At 64.7% G+C, this 18984-nt stretch carries 18 protein-coding genes; 9 read left to right on the forward strand and 9 right to left on the reverse strand.

Features of this window, described 5'->3' with window-relative positions:
- Positions 1-28: 28 nt before the first annotated feature.
- Genes ACPJXG_RS21450 through ACPJXG_RS21470 form a run of 5 tightly spaced genes read right to left on the reverse strand, consistent with a single transcriptional unit; the run spans position 29 to position 5576 of the window.
- Positions 29-1069, reverse strand: coding sequence for an ABC transporter ATP-binding protein (locus ACPJXG_RS21450; protein WP_425252278.1), 1041 nt, complete (start codon positions 1067-1069; stop codon positions 29-31).
- Position 1070: 1 nt separating this feature from the next.
- Positions 1071-2438, reverse strand: coding sequence for a GH1 family beta-glucosidase (locus ACPJXG_RS21455; protein ID WP_425252279.1), 1368 nt, complete (start codon positions 2436-2438; stop codon positions 1071-1073).
- A gap of 27 nt (positions 2439-2465) precedes the next feature.
- Positions 2466-3284 (reverse strand): carbohydrate ABC transporter permease, encoded by an 819-nt coding sequence (locus ACPJXG_RS21460; protein ID WP_034751746.1) that lies wholly within the window; start codon positions 3282-3284, stop codon positions 2466-2468.
- Positions 3281-4279 (reverse strand): carbohydrate ABC transporter permease, encoded by a 999-nt coding sequence (locus ACPJXG_RS21465; RefSeq protein ID WP_035825745.1) that lies wholly within the window; start codon positions 4277-4279, stop codon positions 3281-3283. The genes ACPJXG_RS21460 and ACPJXG_RS21465 overlap by 4 nt, the downstream gene beginning before the upstream one ends.
- Positions 4280-4286: 7 nt before the next feature.
- Positions 4287-5576 (reverse strand): extracellular solute-binding protein, encoded by a 1290-nt coding sequence (locus tag ACPJXG_RS21470; protein ID WP_425252280.1) that lies wholly within the window; start codon positions 5574-5576, stop codon positions 4287-4289.
- 314 nt (positions 5577-5890) lie between these two features.
- On the opposite strand from ACPJXG_RS21470, the gene ACPJXG_RS21475 reads away from it, so the two are divergent.
- The 5 genes from ACPJXG_RS21475 (at position 5891) to ACPJXG_RS21495 (ending at position 12185) form a co-directional block, all read left to right on the forward strand.
- Positions 5891-6910: a LacI family DNA-binding transcriptional regulator gene (locus tag ACPJXG_RS21475; protein WP_035825735.1), complete on the forward strand. Its 1020-nt coding sequence runs from the start codon at positions 5891-5893 to the stop codon at positions 6908-6910.
- 185 nt (positions 6911-7095) lie between these two features.
- Entirely contained in the window at positions 7096-7674 is a 579-nt protein-coding gene (locus tag ACPJXG_RS21480) for a superoxide dismutase (RefSeq protein WP_070224622.1), read from the forward strand.
- 80 nt (positions 7675-7754) lie between these two features.
- Positions 7755-10775 (forward strand): triple tyrosine motif-containing protein, encoded by a 3021-nt coding sequence (locus ACPJXG_RS21485; protein ID WP_425252281.1) that lies wholly within the window; start codon positions 7755-7757, stop codon positions 10773-10775.
- A gap of 83 nt (positions 10776-10858) precedes the next feature.
- Positions 10859-11230, forward strand: a complete 372-nt coding sequence (locus ACPJXG_RS21490; RefSeq protein WP_035825730.1) for a lysozyme inhibitor LprI family protein — start codon at positions 10859-10861, stop codon at positions 11228-11230.
- Positions 11231-11309: 79 nt separating this feature from the next.
- Complete coding sequence (locus ACPJXG_RS21495; RefSeq protein WP_425252282.1) at positions 11310-12185, forward strand: Kdo hydroxylase family protein; 876 nt, start codon at positions 11310-11312, stop codon at positions 12183-12185.
- A 6-nt stretch (positions 12186-12191) separates the two neighbouring features.
- Here the strand turns inward: ACPJXG_RS21495 and ACPJXG_RS21500 are convergent, their stop codons facing one another.
- The gene (locus ACPJXG_RS21500) at positions 12192-13781 is read right to left on the reverse strand and encodes a CHAD domain-containing protein (protein WP_425252283.1); all 1590 of its coding nucleotides are present in this window, start codon (positions 13779-13781) and stop codon (positions 12192-12194) included.
- 121 nt (positions 13782-13902) lie between these two features.
- Here ACPJXG_RS21500 and mgrA point away from each other — a divergent pair, with 121 nt between their 5' ends.
- A complete protein-coding gene (gene mgrA / locus ACPJXG_RS21505) occupies positions 13903-14943 on the forward strand; it encodes an L-glyceraldehyde 3-phosphate reductase (protein WP_425252284.1) in 1041 nt (346 codons plus the stop codon).
- A 5-nt stretch (positions 14944-14948) separates the two neighbouring features.
- Here mgrA and ACPJXG_RS21510 read toward each other — a convergent pair whose 3' ends face one another.
- From ACPJXG_RS21510 to ACPJXG_RS21520, 3 genes are all read right to left on the reverse strand, one after another.
- Positions 14949-15425 (reverse strand): DUF2244 domain-containing protein, encoded by a 477-nt coding sequence (locus ACPJXG_RS21510; protein WP_425252285.1) that lies wholly within the window; start codon positions 15423-15425, stop codon positions 14949-14951.
- 99 nt (positions 15426-15524) lie between these two features.
- Entirely contained in the window at positions 15525-15842 is a 318-nt protein-coding gene (locus ACPJXG_RS21515; RefSeq protein ID WP_425252286.1) for a hypothetical protein, read from the reverse strand.
- A 96-nt stretch (positions 15843-15938) separates the two neighbouring features.
- Positions 15939-16244, reverse strand: a complete 306-nt coding sequence (locus ACPJXG_RS21520) for a hypothetical protein (RefSeq protein WP_099400985.1) — start codon at positions 16242-16244, stop codon at positions 15939-15941.
- Positions 16245-16530: 286 nt separating this feature from the next.
- Here ACPJXG_RS21520 and ACPJXG_RS21525 point away from each other — a divergent pair, with 286 nt between their 5' ends.
- The 3 genes from ACPJXG_RS21525 (at position 16531) to ACPJXG_RS21535 (ending at position 18984) form a co-directional block, all read left to right on the forward strand.
- The gene (locus tag ACPJXG_RS21525; RefSeq protein WP_425252287.1) at positions 16531-16848 is read left to right on the forward strand and encodes a DUF4148 domain-containing protein; all 318 of its coding nucleotides are present in this window, start codon (positions 16531-16533) and stop codon (positions 16846-16848) included.
- A 143-nt stretch (positions 16849-16991) separates the two neighbouring features.
- The gene (locus tag ACPJXG_RS21530) at positions 16992-18404 is read left to right on the forward strand and encodes an efflux transporter outer membrane subunit (RefSeq protein WP_425252288.1); all 1413 of its coding nucleotides are present in this window, start codon (positions 16992-16994) and stop codon (positions 18402-18404) included.
- Positions 18405-18477: 73 nt separating this feature from the next.
- A complete protein-coding gene (locus ACPJXG_RS21535; protein WP_046682655.1) occupies positions 18478-18984 on the forward strand; it encodes a MarR family winged helix-turn-helix transcriptional regulator in 507 nt (168 codons plus the stop codon).

An 18984-nucleotide genomic window follows, 5' to 3' on the forward strand; every position in this document is an offset into this window, starting at 1 on the left:
TCTGAAGTCATGTCGCCTCCGTGCGGGGTCAATGGGTAGCCACAGCGCGCCCGGCCGTGTCAAATAGAAAGGCATGGCCTTCTTCCGGCGCGAAGCCGATGCTGCTGCCCTGCGCCAGACTGTGGCGCGCCTCGCCATGCAGCTTGATGGCCACCGCATGCGGACTGTTATCGAGGGTCGCGTGGATGATTTGCGCATCGCCCAGCTGCTCGATCAGGGTCACCGTGGCGCCATAGCCTTCGTGGCGCGGCACCAGGCGCAGGTGTTCGGGGCGTATGCCGACCAGCATGCCCGCCTCGCCGCCAAGCTGGCTGGCCAGCGCGGGGACTGCGGCGCACGGCAAGAAGTTCATGCGCAGCGCGCCGATGAAGCCGGCGACGAACTGGCTGGCCGGATGGCGGTACAGGTCCAGGGGCGCGCCCACCTGCTCCAGGTGGCCGCCATGGAAGACGGCGACCCGGTCGCCGAGTGTCATGGCTTCGACCTGGTCGTGCGTCACGTAGATCATCGTGGTGCCCAGTTCCTGGTGCAGCTTGGCCAGTTCGATGCGCGTCTGCACGCGCAAGGACGCATCGAGGTTGGACAGCGGCTCGTCAAACAGGAATACCTTGGGCTGGCGCACGATGGAGCGGCCGATGGCCACGCGCTGGCGCTCGCCGCCCGACAGGGCTTTCGGCTTGCGGTCGAGCAGATGCGTGATCTGCAAAATCTCGGCCACCTTGCCGACGGCGGTGCGCACTTCGGTTTCCGGTTTGCCCGCCAGTTTCAAGGCAAAGCCCATGTTGTCGCGCGCCGTCATGTGCGGATACAGGGCGTAGCTCTGGAAGACCATGGCGATGCCCCGCTCGGCCGGGGCCACATCGTTGGCCAGCAAGTCGCCGATGCGCAGCTGGCCCGCGCTGATGTCTTCCAGTCCCGCGATCATGCGCAGCAGGGTCGACTTGCCGCAGCCGGACGGCCCGACAAAGACCATGAATTCGCCGTCGTGGATATCGAGGTCCAGGCCCTTGACGATTTCCGGGCCGTCGCCATAGGTCTTGCGGATGCCGCGCAGGGAAATGGCGGCCATGTCAGTGCTCCTCGGCCAGGACGGCGGCGTGGGATGCGCGCTGCGCGGCGATGAAATCGCGGTACCACAGGGCGCTGTCCTTGAAGCTGCGCTGCTGCGTGGCGTAATCGACGTAGACCATGCCGAAGCGCTTGGCGTAGCCGGAGTTCCACTCGAAGTTGTCCATCAGGCTCCAGTAGAAATAGCCGCGCACGTCGATGCCCTGCGCGATCACGGCGCGCAAGGCGTCCAGGTGCAGCTGCACGTATTCGATGCGCGGCGCGTCGTGGATCTTGCCGTCGACGGGCTTGTCGGCCACGGCCATGCCGTTTTCCGTGATGTAGACGGGGGGCAGCCGGTATTCGCGGTGCAGGCCGACGAGCAGTTCCGTCAAGCCTTGCGGATAGGTTTCCCAGCCCATGTCGTTGACACCGAGCTTGCATTCGGGTTTGCGCGGCGGCGTCTCGGCGCTCATGTAAGCACGCGTGTAATAGTTCACGCCGAGGAAATCGATGGGCTGCTTGATATCTATGAAATCGTTTTCAAAGATGGATAAAGCAGAAGCGTCGACGTGTTTCAGGGCCAGGGCCGGGTAGCGGCCCTTGAAGATGGCGTCCATATACCACTGCACCGAACGCGCATATTCGAGTTCGGCCAGCTCGCGGTCCTGGGCGCTGTCGGTGGCCGGCGTGGCCGTCCATTGATTGAGCACGATGCCCAGTTTCGCGGGCGGATTGACGGCGCGCATCGCCTGCATGGCTAGGCCGTGCGACAGCAGCAGATGGTGCGACACTTGCACGGCGGCGGCCGGGTCGGCCATGCCGGGGGCGAACTGGCCCGTGCCGTGGCCCAGCACGGCCGTGCACCACGGTTCGTTATGCGTGGCGATGCTGGCGACCTTGTGGCCGAAGCGGCGCGCCACTTCGGCCGCGTAGGCGGCGAAGTGGTAGCAGGTGGCGCGATTGAGCCAGCCGCCCTCGTCCTGCAAGGCTTGCGGCAAGTCCCAGTGGTACAGGGTCAGATGGGCATCGAGTCCCTTGGCGGCCAGGGCGTCGAGCAAACGCCCATAAAAGTCGAAGCCGGCCTCGTTCCAGGCGCCGGAACCCGTCGGCTGCACGCGCGACCAGGACATGGAAAAGCGGTAGGCGTTCACGCCCAGGCTGGCGATCAGCTCCACGTCCTCCGCGTAGCGGTGGTAATGGTCGCAAGCCACGTCGCCATTGCTGCCGTCGATGATCTTGCCATCCGTGTGGCTGAAGGTATCCCAGATGGAAGGGCCGCGGCCGTCGATGGCGGCGGCGCCCTCGATCTGGTAGGCGCTGGTGGCCACGCCCCAGGTGAAGGTGGCGGGAAAGTTGATATCGGTGTCGTCGTTATGCATGGTGGTCATGTCAGTGTAAGTGGATGAAAAAAAGTGCTAGCCTTTGACGGCGCCCTGGGTCAGTCCTTCAATTAAACGCTTCGAGGCGACAAAAAACATCAGCAGCAGCGGCAGCACGGCGATGGCGGCGCCCGTCATCAGCGCGCCCCATTCCGTGTTGTTCGGCGCCTGCATGCTGCGCAAGGCCAGCGGGATCGTGTAGTTCTCGACCGAGCGCATGACGACCAGCGGCGTGATGAAATTGTTCCACGAGTTGATGAAGGTGATCAGGCCCAGGGTGCCCATGGCGGGACCGATCAGCGGCAGCACGACGCGCCAGTAGATGGCGAATTCGCCGCAGCCGTCGATGCGCGCCGCCTCGATCAGGTCCTTCGGAATGGCCGTGCCGATGTACTGGCGCATCAGGAAGATGCCCAGCGCGCCGGCCGCTCCCGGCACGTACAGGGCGCGCGGCTGGTCCAGCCATCCGAGGAAATCCATCAGCATGAAGGTCGGGATCATGTTCATGAACGAGGGGATGATCATCGACGCCATCACCAGGGTAAACAAGGGCCGCTTGAAGCGGAACTCGTACATGGCGAAGGCATAGCCGCCCAGCGAGCAAAAGAACAAGGTCAGCGCCGTCGTCATCAGGGCCACGTACAGGCTGATGCCGATATTGCGCCAGAACGGCAGCCGCTCCTGCAGCAATTCCAGGTTGTTGAGCAGGGCCGTGCCGAACCAGCGCGGCGGCGGCAGGCTGTAGATCTCGGCGCTCGTATGCGTGGCGAAGACGAACATGAAGTAGAACGGCGCGACCATGATCAGGGCGCCGATGGCCACCATGGCGTAGGCCGTCCAGCGGGTGGTTTTCATCGGACCTCCTTGCGCTCATTGCGTTCATTGCGGCTGAAAATGCGGTTGTTGACCCAGGTGGTGCTGGCGATGATCAAAAACAGCAGCCAGGAAATGGCCGACGCCGTACCGAAGTCGCCCGAGGAAAACGCCGTCTTGTAGACGAAGATGGCCGTCGTCATCACCGACTGGCTCACGCCGCTCGATTCGGCCACCAGCACGAACGGCTCCTCGAACAGCTGCAGGTTGCCCATGATGGTCAGTGTCACGGCCAGGTAGATCATGGGTCGCAGCTGCGGCAGGGTGATGTACCAGAACTGCTGGCGTTTCGACGCGCCATCGATGGTGGCCGCTTCGTACAAGTCCTTGGGTATCACCTGCAGCGCGGACAGATACAGCACCAGGTTCCAGCCCAGGTAGCGCCAGAAAATCACGAAGGCGACGGCCGGCTTGATGAACAGCGAGCTGCCCAGCCAGTCGATCGATTCCGCCGGAAACAGGCCGCCGACGAGCGGCAGGCTGGCGCACCATTGAATCAGCACATTGATCTGCCCATAGTCGCGCGAGAACAGGGTATTGAAGACCATGGCGATGGCCACGCTGGACGTGATGAACGGTAAAAAGTAAATGCCGATCACCAGGTTGCGCGAGCGCTTGAAGCTGTTGTGGATGAAGGCTGCCAGCGGAATGGCGACCAGGTGCTGCGGCACGCCCGAGGCCAGCGCCAGCCACACGGTATTGCCCAGCGAGCGCAAAAACCACGGATCGCTCAAGGCGTATTTGTAGTTGTCCAGGCCCACCCACTGCATGGCTTCCACGCCGCTGGCCGCTTCCCACTGGTTGAACGACAGATAGATGGAAAACAGCAGCGGGAACAGGCTGAAGACGGCGAACAGGATGAAGAAGGGGCTGATGAAGATATACGGCGCCCACTTCTTCATGTTGTAGCGTTTCCTGGCGGGCCGCGCCGCAGCGGCAGCGGGCGCGCCCTCGGTACAAGGCATGGAGGTAGTCATGCTGCTCCTAGCGCCGCGCGCGGTGGGTGATCAGGGCCTTGGCGTCGGCCAGGGCCGTCTTGATATCCTTGTTTTGCGCCAGCACGCTTTCCAGTTCCATGTTGACGATGTCGCGCGCCACGGCGTCGAACTTGTCGACGCGGATGACGGGGATTTTCGCCGCCGTGTCGCGCGCCAGCAGACGCGTCTTCTGGCCGCCGAAATACGGCTGCGGCTCGTCCATCATCGGGTCCGCATACGCGGCCTTGAGGGCCGGGAAAGCGCCGATCTCTTTGAGCGAATGCAGCTGGATATCCTTGTTGACGGTCATGAACTTGATGAATTCCCAGGCCTGGGTTTTATTCGCGGCCTTTTTCGGGATGCCGTAGAAGGAGCCGCCGTAGGACGCCAGCGCGCCGGCCGGCAGGTTCGCCGCGCGCCACTGGCCGGACGACGCCGGCGCCAGCCACTTGGCCAGGTGGCCGCTGAGCCAGGAACCCATCATCTGGCTGGCCACCTTGTCGCGTTTGAATCCTTCGGCCCACTCGCCCGTCCAGGCCACGGTGCGCGCATCGATGCCGGCGACCCTGGCCGCCTTGGCCAGTTCGAACGCTTTCACGAAGCGGGGCGAGTCGACCAGCACCTGGCCCTTGTCGCCAAAATAGATGCCTTCGCCATCTTTCAAATTGGCGCGGATATAGATGTCGGCCAGGTCGCTGGCGCCGGCCAGCAGATAGGTGCCGGTGGCGGCCTTGAGTTTCTTGCCGGCGGCGATATACGATTCCCACGATTGCGTCAGATCGGTTTCCTTGATGCCCGCCTTGTCCATCAAGTCCTTGCGGTAGAACAGCGTGCCCGGTCCCAGGTCGGCCGGCATGGCGCCCAGGGTGCCGCGCGAACTGGTCGCCTGCACGAAGGTGAATGGCACGAACTGGGCGCGGTACTGCCCTGCCCCGTATGGCGGCTGCAGCAAATCTTCCATGCCCTTCGATTCGGCGAAGCTGCCGACATAGCGGAAGTCGATGGCCATCACGTCGGGCAGGCGCGCGCCGGCAGCCAGCGCCGTCGTCATCGAGTTATGGTGGTCGTCGATCTGCAGGCTGACCAGCTTGACCTTCACTTGCGGATACAGCTTTTCCCACAGGGGCAAGGCCGTCTTGACGGCGCGGTCGAGGTCGGGGAACGAGGCGACGGTAATCGTGGCCGGGGCCAGCGCCGGCAACGGTGCGGCCGGCGGGACGGCTGCGGGGGCGGCGGCCACGCTGGCAGCCAGGGTCAGCGCCGCCAGTGGGGCGGCGCCAAGGATGCTTGACTTCATTATTTCATCTCCGTTTATTGAGCGTCTTCTATCTTGAAAACGTTTTCACAACATGTGTCCATTTAACACCGCAAAGAAAATCAAGTCAACCGAAAAAGTTGTCATTTTTATTGAGGACAGCGTGGCGGGATGCATGCCGGGGCGCGTGTTCTCCTATGAAAAAGGCGAAAATATTGGCTGCCGGGCTTGCTGTTGTTTTTTGTGAAAACGTTTTCAAGCGCCGACCCACGGCCCTTTCGGCATTTATGGTAATCTTTCGATGAAAAGGTTTTCAGAGCACTGACAACCAGCCATTTTGATACCCAGGAATCACCTTGAACGATAGCGCCCACGCTGCTCCCCCTTCCACCCTGCTCGACGTGGCCCGCCAGGCCGGCGTGTCGCCCAGCACCGTCTCGCGCATCCTCAATGGCACGGCCAAAGTGTCCGACGACAAGCGCGACGCCGTGCTGGCGGCCATTGCGCACATGAAATTCGCGCCGAACCAGATGGCCCAGGGTCTGAAGAAGGGCCGCTCGATGACCATCGGTATCGTGGTGCAGGATATTTCCAGCCCCTTCTTCGACGAAAGCCTGCGCGGCGTGGACGATGGCCTGAAGGACACGGGCTATGCGTCCGTCATCGTCAGCGGTCACTGGAATGCGCAGGAAGAGGCCGACCGCATCCGTTTGCTGCTGGCAAGAAAAGTCGACGGCATCATCCTGCTGTCGGGGCGCATCTCGGACGAGAGCGTGCTCGATTTCTCGCAGCAGCGGCCCATCGTCTCGACGGGCCGCCTGCTGGCCACGAAAAGCGCCATCGGCTTCAAGCTCGACAACGAATACGGCGCCTACCTGGCCGTGCGCCACCTGGTGGAACTGGGCCACCGCCGCATCGCGTTCGTGGCCGGCCCCGCCAACAACACGGATGCGGCCGAGCGCCTGACGGGCTACCAGCGCGCGCTGCGCGAAGCGGACATCGCCATCGACCCGAAGCTGATGGTGGAAGGCGATTTCCACGAGGCAAGCGGGATGCTGGCCATGAACCATTTGTTCGATACGCAGCAGCAATTCAGCGCCGTCTTCGCCGCCAATGACCTGTCCGCCTACGGCGTGCGCCTGTGTTTGTACCGCAAGGGCATCCGCGTGCCCGACGATATCTCGCTCGTCGGTTTCGATGACTTGCCCGGCTCGTCCTACACGACGCCGCCGCTGACGACCATCCACCAGCCCCTGTACGACATCGGCCGCATCGCCACGCAAGCGCTGCTGGGGCTGATCAATGGCGAAGCCGTGCAGGCGGCAATACCGCCCCTGGAGCTGATCGTGCGGGAAACCACGCGGCGTATTCGCTAGGCCTGGCGCTGAACGAGAATCACTACGCCAACGGCATGCGCAACGCGTGCGGGAATCTGCAGCAATGGCGCATCCGCTTTACAATAGTGGCTCGTTCAGCAAGAATGCTTGGTTCAAGCACGCAAGGCTCAACCCTCCGGCCACAGGCTGGAAGACTCCGAACACTCACCATAAAGGGACATCACATGGAACATACTCTGCCACCACTGCCGTATGAAATGGACGCTCTGGCGCCGCATATTTCGAAAGAAACCCTGGAATACCACTATGCCAAGCATCACCAGGCGTATGTCACCAACTTGAACAACCTGATCAAGGGTACCGAGTTCGAGAACCTGTCGCTGGAAGAAATCATCAAGAAATCGTCGGGCGGCATCTTCAACAATGCAGCGCAAGTATGGAACCACACCTTCTACTGGAACGGCATGAAGCCGGCCGGCGGCGGCGCGCCTACCGGTGCCGTGGCTGACGCGATCAACGCGAAATGGTCGTCGTTCGACAAATTCAAGGAAGAATTCACCAAGTCGTGCGTGGGCAACTTCGGTTCGGGCTGGACCTGGCTGGTGCAAAAAGCCGACGGCTCCGTCGACATCGTCAACACCTCGAACGCCGGCTGCCCGCTGACCACCGGCGACAAGCCGCTGCTGACCTGCGACGTCTGGGAACACGCCTACTACATCGACTACCGCAACCTGCGCGCCAAGTACGTGGAAACGTTCTGGGGCCTGGTCAACTGGGACTTCGTTGCCAAGAACTTCGCGTAAGCGCCAGTTCCTGTCAACGTAGGGCGAAAAGAAGCCTGCGCCGCCCGGCGCGGGCTTTTTTTTGCCTGCTGAAAGGCACGGTGCTGCGCTACAATCACTGCCCCGCCACCGCTATCTCCCCTGCCCCGATGTCCGCTCGCCTGCTGCGCCGCCTGTTGATCTTGCCCCTGCTGGTGTGCCAGCTGCACGCGTGCGCGGCCGCCCCATCGCCCCTGCTGTCCGACTACACGCACAACGCCTGGGGCGCCCTGCAAGGCGCGCCCGTCGATGTGCTGAAATTCGCCCAGGGCAAGGATGGCTGGCTGTGGATCGCCACGGCCACCGGTTTGTACCGCTACGACGGCGTGCGCTTCGACAGGGTCGACAGCGTGTACGGCCACCGCCTGCCGTCGAGCAATGTGCTGGGCCTGGCCACGCCGGCGGACGGCGCCGTGTGGGTCGGCTACCGCCTCGGCGGCGTCAGCGTCTTTCGCAAGGATGGCGCGCGCACTTACCGCGAGGCGGACGGCTTGCCGCCGGGCGCCGTGTTCCATATCGAGGCAGCGCCCGACGGCGCCATCTGGGTCGGCACGCGCGATGGCGCGGCGCGCCTGGCGCCCGGCGCGGACCGCTTCGTTGCGCAGGCGGCCAACGTCGGCCTGCCCGACAAGCGTGTCTACCAGATCCTGTTCGCGCGCGATGGCACGCAGTGGATGGGCACCATGCACGGCGCCTATTTCCGCAGGCCGGGCGAGACGCGCTTTTCCCACGCCTGGCCGCGCACCATCCTCACCAGCATGGATGAAGCGCCCGATGGCGCCATCTGGGCCGTCGACGCACAAAGCAATTACTATCGCGTGCGCACCAGCGCGCCGCGCGGCGATGCACCCATCCGGCCCGACGCCAGGGGCAACAGCATCCGCTTCGACCGCGCCGGCACCATGTGGCTGATGCAGCCCGATGGCATCGAACGCAAGTTCGACCCTTCCGGCCCCAGCCTGCCGTCCCAGCGCCTGACGCGCCAGAACGGCATCAGCGGCCCGCTGCCGCAAACCTCGTTCCAGGACCGCGAAGGCAATCTGTGGTTCGGCACCTCGACGGGCCTGGACCGGCTGCGGCCGAACCGCCTGACAACCCTGAGCGTTGCCGTGCCCTTCGACCATCCCGGCATGCTGCCGGGGCCCGATGGCGACGTGTGGATCGGCGATTACGTGAGCGACGTGCGCAGCTTTACGGCCGACGGGATGAAAAAAGTGATCTTGAAGGGGGCGCTGGCGGCCAGCCACTGGGCGCCTGACGGCACGCTATGGCTAGGCAACGAGCAGGAACTCCACCATCGCGCGCGCAACGGCGTCATGACGCGCGTGGCGACGCCCGTGCAGGGACTCGATCCCCAGGCGCTGCAGCAAGACCGCTCGGGCGCACTGTGGGCCTCGTTTTCCGGCGGCGGCCTGTTTCGCCTGAACGAAGGAAAATGGAGCGCCAACGGCGGCCTGTCCGGCCTGCCCGCGGTGCTGACGACGGCCATGGCGATGGATGGCGCCGGCACCGTCTGGCTGGGCCATGCCGACAATACGGTCAGCCTGGTGGCCGACGGCCAGCGCGCGGGCGCCGTCAAACGGCTCGGCGCGCCCGAGGGTCTGCAGGTGGGCACCGTGTTGCAGCTGTACCGCGATGGCGAGGCGATGTGGGCCGGCGGCGAAAACGGCGTGGCGCTGTACAGCGCCGGCCGCTTCCACACCTTGCGCGGCGCGCGCGGCGCGGCATTTCGCGGTGTGTCGGGCATCGTTCGGCTGCCGGACGGCGACCTGTGGCTGCATGGCGCGGACGGCATAGCCCATATCGGCGCCGCCAGCCTGGCCGCGTGGATGCGGGATGGCAGGGCCGTCGACTCGGAACGCTTCGACGCGCTCGACGGCTTGCAGGGCCATGCCTCGCAACTGCGCCCCGTGCCGTCGCTGATCCATGCACCCGATGGCAAGCTGTGGTTCTCCACCTCGGCCACCATCGGCATGCTCAACCCGCTGCACATCCGCCGCAACACCCTGGCGCCGCCCGTGCAGATCCACAGCCTGCTGGCCGATGGCGCGCGTTACGCGCTGGACGATGGCAAGCCGCTGCACCTGCCGCAAGGCAGCAAGTCCCTGCAGATCGGTTTCACGGCCCTGAGCCTGTCGATGCCGGAACGCGTGCGCCTGCGCTACCGGCTGGCGGGCGTGGACGCCGGCTGGCAGGAAGCCGTGGGACGCCGCGAAGCCTACTACACCAACCTCGCGCCCGGCAGTTACCGCTTCGAGGTCACAGCCGCCAACGAAGACGGCGTGTGGAACACGCAGGGGACGGGACTCGACATCGTCATCGCGCCCGCCTTCGTGCAAACGCCGTGGTTCGTCGTGCTGCTGGCGCTGGGCGCCGCGCTGCTGCTGTATGGCGGCTATGTGCTGCGCATCCGCCACCTGACGCGCAATATGCAGGAACGGCTGCAGGAACGCTTGCAGGAGCGCCTGGCCGAACGCTCGCGCATCGCCCGCTCGCTGCACGACACCCTGCTGCAAAGCGTGCAAGGCTTGATCCTGTCGTTCCATGCGCATGCGGACATGCTGCCCAAGGGCACGCGCGAACGGGCGCGCCTCGATGGCACCCTCAACCTGGCCGACCAGCTGCTGATCGAAGGCCGCGACCAGATCATGGACTTGCGCGCCTCGGCCGAACCGGATGAACTGCGCCTGGCGCTGCAGCAATTCGGCAAGGGCCTGGCCGAGCACCGCGCACATGCGTTCGCCGTGCATGTCAGCGGCACCTGCCGGCGCCTGCAGCCGCGCGTGCATGACGAGGTTTATGCGATCGCGCGCGAAGCGCTGTTCAACGCCTCGCGCTATGCCGAGGCGGCCAACATCGTGCTGGAGCTCGACTATGCGGAACAGGCCTTCACCCTGCGCGTGCGCGACGACGGCTGCGGCCTCGACGACGCCGTGGCGCAGGCAGGCCAGCGGCCCGGCCACTGGGGCCTGGTCGGCATGCGCGAACGCGCCGCCGGCATCAGGGCCAGCCTGCGCATCGACAGCCGGCCCGGCGCCGGCACGCAGATCGAAGTGAGCGTGCCGGGCCGCCTGGCCTATTGACGCCGCTGGCAGGGAAGTGTTGTAGGATGCGCAAGAGCGCTGCCTTGCGCCGATCCCGCCACCACTCTGTCTGAAAGTACATCATGAAAAAATGCCTGCTTGCCCTGCTCGTGTTTGCCTCCGGTTCCGCCTTCGCCAACTCCGCTTGCGACACGCCGCGCAACGACTTCGACGGCCTGTATTGCCTCAACAAGGTGTACCAGGAAGCGGACAAGGAACTCAACGCCAACTACAAAAAACTCGCCGCCCAGCTCGATGCCGGCGGCAAGCAAAAGCTGAAATCGGGACAGCTGGCGTGGATAAGCAACCGCAACCAGAATTGCTCCAAACGCGAATCGTCGGGCTTTTATGTGAACCTCGATTGCGCCACCCAGACCACCATCGAACGCGCGCAATTCCTGCAGGACCGCGTGCGCGAATGCGTGAGCGCCGGCTGCCAGAACAGCAAACTGTGAGCTGAACCTGCGCCAGCGCAAACGGGAGCGGGCGGCAAGCGCCCATACTGGCCGCTCCAATGTCTTTCCCGTTTGTGCCATGAGCAAACTCATCGATATTTCCCTGGACCAGTGGGACGCCAGCGGCAGCGCCGCGCAACAGGCGGCGGCGCTGCAGGCACTCGAAGACGGGCAAGTGCTGCTGCTGCCCCGCCTGGGCTTCTCGCTGCGACAGGAAGAGCATGCCCTGCTGAACGGCGCGGCGGATAGCGCCAGCAGCGCCAAGAACATCAGCTGGGAAGCGGCGCGCGGCGTGCGCGGCCACGGCGACGCCTGCGATGCGGTCCTGCTGGCCGCGCTGATGCAGCGCTATGCGCGGCACACGCAGCGCCTGCTGGGCGGCTTGCTGCCTGGCTATGTTCCCCATCTGCAGCAAGGCAAGGGCAGCTTTCGTCCCGTGGAAATCGCCGGCAGAGTCAGTTCCTGGCGCAAGGACGATACGCGCCTGCACGTCGACAGCTTTCCCTCCTCGCCCACGCAGGGCCGGCGCATCCTGCGCGTCTTCACCAACATCCATCCGCGCGACACGCCCCGCGTGTGGAAACTGGGCGCGCCATTCGAGCAGGTGGCGCAGCATTTCTTGCCCGTCGCGAAGCGTCCGCAACCGGTGCTGGCATCCCTGCTGCAATGGCTGCACGTCACCAAGTCGCGGCGCACGGCCTATGATCACTACATGCTGCAACTGCACGACGCCATGAAGGCCGACCTCGGTTACCAGGCGCAGGTGGAACAGCACACCCATGCGTTCGCGCCGGGCCAGACGTGGATCGTCTTCAGCGACGCCGTATCGCACGCGGCCCTGCGGGGACAGTATGCGCTGGAGCAAACCTGGCTGCTGCCCGTGCACGCCATGGCCGCCCCGCACAAGTCGCCGCTGGCCATCCTCGAGCGCCAATTGCAACGTCCGCTGGCTTAGCCAGGTTCAGGCCGGCAAACGTGCCGCCTTGAAACGCCGCCACGCCTTGTGCATGCGGCCATCGCTGCCCTGCGCCTGCGCGCGTGCCGCCAGATAACCGCGCACGAAGGCCGCGTGCAGCCGCAGCCCGTCCTGGGTGGACTGATCAAGCTGGCCAGTCTGCTCAGCCTGAACTTCGGGCAATTGCTGCAGCAAGCGGTCGGCCACCTGCACATCGTTGAGCCAGCCCAGTTCATCCTGCAGGGCCGACAAGCGTCCCACATACGGTTTCACGGCCCGGCCCGCAAACAGCGAGGCAAAAAATTCCGTCGCGTAGCGCGTCTTCTTGGCCGCGATGCGCACCCGGTGGCGCTGCGGCGGCGTGGCATGCAGCAAGCCCTTGCCGCGCTTCATCAGGCGGCGCTGGTCCTTGCGCAGCGTGGCGCGGGCAAACGGCGAAACGCGCGCGTCCAGGCGCCGCAACTGGCGCACGGAGCAATTGTCGCGCCAGGCGCGCGCCTGCAGCCAGCGTTGCAAGCCCAGCATGCAGGCCGTATAGCGCGCCGAGGTGACGGCCTGGGCCGCTTGCTCGTGCTTGAGGCGCGCCTGCGCGTGCGCCGCCTCGGCCAGCGCCGCCGCATCCGCCTGCGCCTCGCCGTCGAGTTGCGCCAGGGTATTGCCTGCCAACACATCCCAGTCGCGCGCCTCGCCCAGCGCGCCGCCCAGCCACTCGAGTTCGCCCTTCAAGGCGTCCGGCAGCACCAGCAGGGACTTGAACATACCCAGCGCCGAACGCAAGCGGCGCAGGCCCACGCGCATCTGGTGCACGCTTTCCACATCCTCGCCGCCCGCCACGCCATCCTGGTTGCCGCTGACTTGCTCCAGGCAATTGCTGGCGATGGCCAGGAATACCTGCTCCACGGACATGGCCGCGTCCAGCGCCAAAGGCTGCGCCTTGGCCGCTTGCAGCGGCTGTGACGCTGCGAGACGGTAGCCGCGCTCCGCCTTGCTCATATGGCCCAGCTGCAGCGGCACGTCCTGCAACAAGGCCAGCGCCACGTCGAACAGGCTGGCCGCCTGCCCCTGCTTCAATTCCAGTTCGATCTCGCTGACGGGCACAGTGCGGACGACGCTATCCGCCCCGTCCGCGCCGCTTTCAATGACACCCTGGTCCAGCACGCATTCGATCTCGTCGCCCTGCGGCGTGCGCAACTGCCATACGGTGCGCTCCATGCGCGTGGTAAACACGGGCCGCAAGGCGTCACGGATGGCGTCCTGGCGCAGCAGCGCGCGGATGGGCTGCTTGCGGCCGATGGCCGCATCGAGCGCGGCCAGGTCCGGCTGCGGCCCGGGAACTTCGCCTTCCCATTCATGGCGGCTGTGCAAGCCGCCGCTGACGGTACCGCCCGCCTTCAGCGTTTGCACCCAGCGCCCCTCCACCTGGCGCACGCGCAAGCCCGCCTGCTGGCGGCACAGCTGCAAATCGGGCGTGTCGACATAGATATCGTGCATCCGCAGCAGCTGCGGTTCACCTTGCGTGGATTGCGCCAGCAGCGGGTGCGCGCGCAAACGGGGCACGTCTTGCGGTGCCAGCAACAATTTCAATTCGATTTCCATGACCGCTCCTTGCGAGACTCCTGAACGCCCATTGTAAGGCGCGTCCGGCCGCTCGCAAGGAGCACGCACACGGACCTTGATTTTGCGCGAAAATAAGCGCTTCATTCAACCAGGAGATGCCATGACCTACCACGCCGCCGAGAACCGCTACGACAGCATGCCATACCGCACCTGCGGGCGCAGCGGGCTGAAACTGCCGCTGCTGTCCCTGGGACTGTGGCACAACTTTGGCGACAGCAACAGCCTGGCCTCGCAGCGCGACATGCTGCGCACGGCGTTTGACCTGGGCATCACGCATTTCGACCTGGCGAACAACTACGGCCCGCCGTATGGCAGTGCGGAAAGCAATTTCGGCAAGCTGCTGCGCGACGATTTTTTACCGTACCGCGATGAACTGATCATTTCCACCAAGGCGGGCTGGGACATGTGGCCGGGCCCGTACGGCCAGGGCGGCGGTTCGCGCAAATACGTATTGGCCAGCCTGGACCAGAGCTTGCAGCGTCTGGGCCTCGATTACGTCGACATCTTTTACTCGCACCGTTACGACGCCGACACGCCGCTGGAAGAAACCATGGGCGCGCTGGCCACCGCCGTGCAGCAGGGCAAGGCGCTGTACGTGGGCCTGTCCTCGTATTCGCCGCAAAAAACGGCCGAGGCGGCCGCCCTGCTGAAGGAATGGAAAGTACCGTGCCTGATCCACCAGCCGGCCTACAATATGCTCAACCGCTGGATCGAGGAAGATGGCTTGCTCGATACCCTGCAGCAAGAAGGCATGGGCTGCATCACGTTCACGGCGCTGGCGCAGGGACTGCTCAGCGACAAGTACCTTGATGGCGTGCCGCAGGATGCCCGCGTCAACCGCCCCGGCGGCGATTCGCTGACGCAACAGCACCTGAGCACGGAAAACCTGGCCCGCGTGCGCGCACTGAACCAGATCGCCGCGCAGCGGGGGCAAACCCTGGCGCAGATGGCGCTGGCCTGGGTGTTGCGCGACCCCCGCGTCACCTCGACCCTGATCGGCGCGAGCAGCAGCGCGCAAATCCGCGAAAACGTGGCCGCGTTGCAGCAATTGTCGTTCACGGCCGACGAGCTGGCCGCCATCGACGTGCAGGCGCGCGAAGGCCATATCAATCTGTGGGAAGGTCCGTCGCGGGCCGTGTAAGGCGATTATGGCGACAGTGGCGGCGGCAGCAGGGCCAGCAGTTCCTGCGCCACCTGCCAGCGCCGTTCCGGCGTGGCAAAGACGCCCACCGCCACATGCCGGGTAGCATCACGCATATCGTTGATGTGTATCAATTGGCGCGGCCCTTGCGGCACATCGATGCGCGTGCACCAAGGCGCAAAGTGGTGGCGCCGGCACTGCCCGGCGCTGACCTGTTCGATGACCAGCTCGCCGTCGCGCAAGGCGATGTGCTCATAGTCGCGCGCGTGGCGCAGGTAATGCAGCAGGGCGGCGGCCACCAGGATCAATTCGGCGAACGAAAAAACGGGGATGTACCAGAGGCCGCGCAGTGCAAAAGCGGCGGCAATGACGAGGGAAAACAGGCATAGCAAGCCGTAGGCGCGCAGCAACTGGCGCGCCGTCAAGGCACTGTGGCGCGCCAGCAGCCATTGCGGCTGCTCGCGCGAGTGATCGCGTGGCATGGCGCCTCCCGCACTATCGCTTTATCACCCATCACAATCACCGCAGCGGCACTTGCCGCCGCAGGGTCAGCCAGACCGTTCTGCCAGCTTGCGCCCGGCTCAGGCGCCCATGCGCACCAGCGCGTGGCCCACGTGCTGCCACCAGTGTTCGCGCGACTTGACCTGTTTCAGGCAAGACGTGTCGATTTCCGCAGGAAACACATGATCCTGGCATGCCTTCGTTTCCAGCGCATGGCGCTGGTTTTCCGCCGCTGCCAGGGCCACGACGAGCCAGAACGCCAGCGCCAGCAAGATCACCAGCAAGCTCCAGGCCAGGTGATTGGTGTTACTTTTTTCGCCAAAAAACTCGCGCGGCCGCGTCTCGCGGTACATCGACATCAAGTCTTTTTCTTTCTCTTCCGACATCTGCGTTTGCATCCTCTGACATCCTATCCTGTGCCGGCCGGCTGGCCATGGCGGCGTGCACGCCGCCTTGCCCGCATTTTACGCTGATGCCGCAGGAGAGGCGGTAATTCATGGGGGCGATTCGCCACCACCTTCCTCCGCCGGCCGCACGGGCGCCATGCTTTCTACATGGTCGACGTCGATGTCGCCGCCATCGGGCGCCGTATTGCGCGGCTCCACGCCGGCCCGCTCACCTGTGCCGGCCGCATCGCTGTCGTTGTCGAGCGCTTCCGCATCCTGGCCGGGCACGCCCTGCATGTCGCTGCCGCTGTCGGAACTGTCGCTGGGGCCGAGCGCGCCCTTGCCATGGCCGCTGCCCAGGACGCGGTCGGGGATGACGGGCAAATTGTCCGGATCGAGTGTGCTGCCGCTCATGGTTGACTCCCGTTGAACAAAAAACCAGCTTACTCCCCTGGCCCGGCCAGCGGCGCACGCCTGCACCGCATTTTCCAAGGGGCAAATGCGGCGGCGCACAACTATTTTCATAAATTACTTCACAAATGTACTATTCATTGCTATAGTTAATTCAAGTAAGCATCTTCTCATCCAGAAACTGCTTCATCGCCGGCACGGCGCCCACCAGCGCCATGCCGACGAACCGACCGGTACGTGGCGATCCGGCCCATCCACCCAGCCATCATGCACATTTTGGAGTCTTATCATGCAAGCCAAATCACTCATCGCAGCATTGTTTGCCATCACCACCGCCACTTCGGCTTTGGCCCAAAGCGCCGCACCTGCCCCAACGGACAAGCAACTGACGCGCGAGCAAGTCACGGCCGAATACATCCGCGCCCGCAACGCCGGCGAAATCGCCACCAGCGAAGTCGACTACCCGAAAACGCCGGCCACCGCCGCCAGCCAGGTGACGCGCGAACAAGTCATGGCCGAGTTCTACGCCGCCCGCAAGGCAGGCCTGATTCCGCAAACGGAAGCGGACTTTGATATCGCGCATACGATCAAGCAGGTCGTGCAATAAGAAACCAGTCAGCCGGTTTCAGTCACACAGTAGTACACCTCAGTTGCGGCGCAGCACCCGGGCCTACCCCGGCCGGGCCACTCCCGGCGCTCACCGCGGCGAGCTGTCAGCATCGCCCCAATACCACCTTCCGGAGTTCCTGCATGTCCCTGCACCGCCGCTTGCTTGCCGCCAGCCTGATCCTTGCCTTGAGCGCTTGCGCCGACATGGGCCATATCGCGCCGCAATCGGCCATGCTCGACGCAAACAAACTGCAAGCGAGCCAGGCCATGGATGCCGCCGCCAGCGCCGCCATCGAATGGCCGCGCACGCAATGGTGGCAAGACTTGCATGACCCCCAATTGAACCGTTTGATGGACCAGGCCCTGGCCGACAGCCCCACCCTGCGCGGCGCCCAGGCGCGCGTGCGCCAGGCCGAGGCGCTGGCCGGCGCAGCCGAAGACAAGACTCGTCCGCAGGCCGACGCGGCCATCTCCATCAACCGCGAACTGTATTCCCAGCACGGCAGCACGCCGGCGCCGCTGGCCGGCAATTACGCGTGGCGCAACCAGGCCACCGTCACGGCCTCGTACGACCTGGACCTGTGGGGCCGCAACCGCGCCGCCCTGTCCGCCGCCCTGGGCGACGTGCAAATGGCGTCGGCCGAATCGCAGATGGCCCGCCTGGCGCTGGAAACGGCACTGGTGCGCACCTACATCCAGCTGTCGTATGAATTCCAGCTGCAGGATGTGATCGAACGCAGCCTGGCGCAGCGCGCCCGCATCCTCGACATCACGCGCCAGCGCAAGGCGGCCGGCATCGGCACGGACATTGACGTGGCGCAAATCGAAACCACCTTGCCGGCCGGCCGGCGCCAGCTGGAACAGTCGGCCGAATCGCTGGCTCTGCTGCGCAACCAGCTGGCCACCCTGGCAGGCAAGGGGCCGGCCGCCGGTGCGGCGCTCACGCGTCCCGTGCTGCGCCTGGACCAGCCGCTGGCCATCCCCGCCGCCCTGCCGGCCGAGCTGATCGGCCGCCGGCCCGACATCGCCGCCCAGCGCTGGCGGGTGGAAGCGGCGGCGCAGCGCATCGATGCGGCCAAAGCCGAGTTCTACCCGAACGTCAACCTGGTGGCCTTCGCCGGCTTCCAGGCGTTTGGCTTCAGCCATTTTCTCGACGCCAACTCGGACATCCGCGGCGTCTCGCCCGCGCTGAGCCTGCCCATCTTTGCCGGCGCCCGTTTGCGCGCCCAGCTGGGCAGCCAGACGGCCGTGTACGACGGCGCCGTGGAGCAGTACAACGCCACCGTCATCAACGCCATGTCGGACGTGGCCAATGCCGTCACCCGCGCCCAATCGCTGGCCAAACAGCACCAGCTGACCGTGCAGGCGCTGGCGACGGCGCAGCGCGCGCGCGACCTGGCGGAAAAGGCCTACAAGGCGGGCATGAGCGACGCCATCGCCATGCTCAACACGCAAGTGGCGCTGCTGGCGGAAGAACAGCAGCAGGCGCAGAATGGGGCGCGCGAGCTCGATCTGTACGTTTCCTTGATGAATGCGTTAGGAGGCGGCATCTGAGCTTGCAATCCTGGCATTGCCTTAGCCCAACAAGATACAATCGGAACTTTATTCACACATGAAGGAATATGACATGACCGCTTTTGACGCCACCTCCAAGCGGCTGCAAAACATCCGCACGCGCATGCCAGGCTTCCCCATGGAACTGATGCGTTTATTGCGCATGACGTACCACATTCAAAAAGGCATGAAGGACCTGACCAACGCCGCGCTGAAAAAGCACGACCTGGTCGATGCCAGTTACATGGTGCTGGCCGTGCTGTACGGCACGGACGATGAAACCTCGAACGCCTGCACCCTGGGCATGGCCTGTCATGAAAAGCCGGCCAACCTGACGCGCGTGTGCAACGACCTGGAAACGCGCGGCCTGATCCATCGGGGCACGCGCCCCGGCGACCGCCGCTCGGTGATGATCTCGCTGACCGACAAGGGCCGCGCGCTGATCGAGACGGCGCTGCCGGACGTGTACCAGGAAACCTCGGCCCTGTACGAAGGCTTCACGGAAGAAGAGCTGCAAGTGCTCGACAAGCTGTACATGCGCCAGCTGCGCAATTTGAACAATCTCAACAACCAGAACTGA

This window comes from Janthinobacterium sp. NFX145 (assembly GCF_049810325.1).
GTDB lineage: Bacteria > Pseudomonadota > Gammaproteobacteria > Burkholderiales > Burkholderiaceae_D > Janthinobacterium > Janthinobacterium rivuli.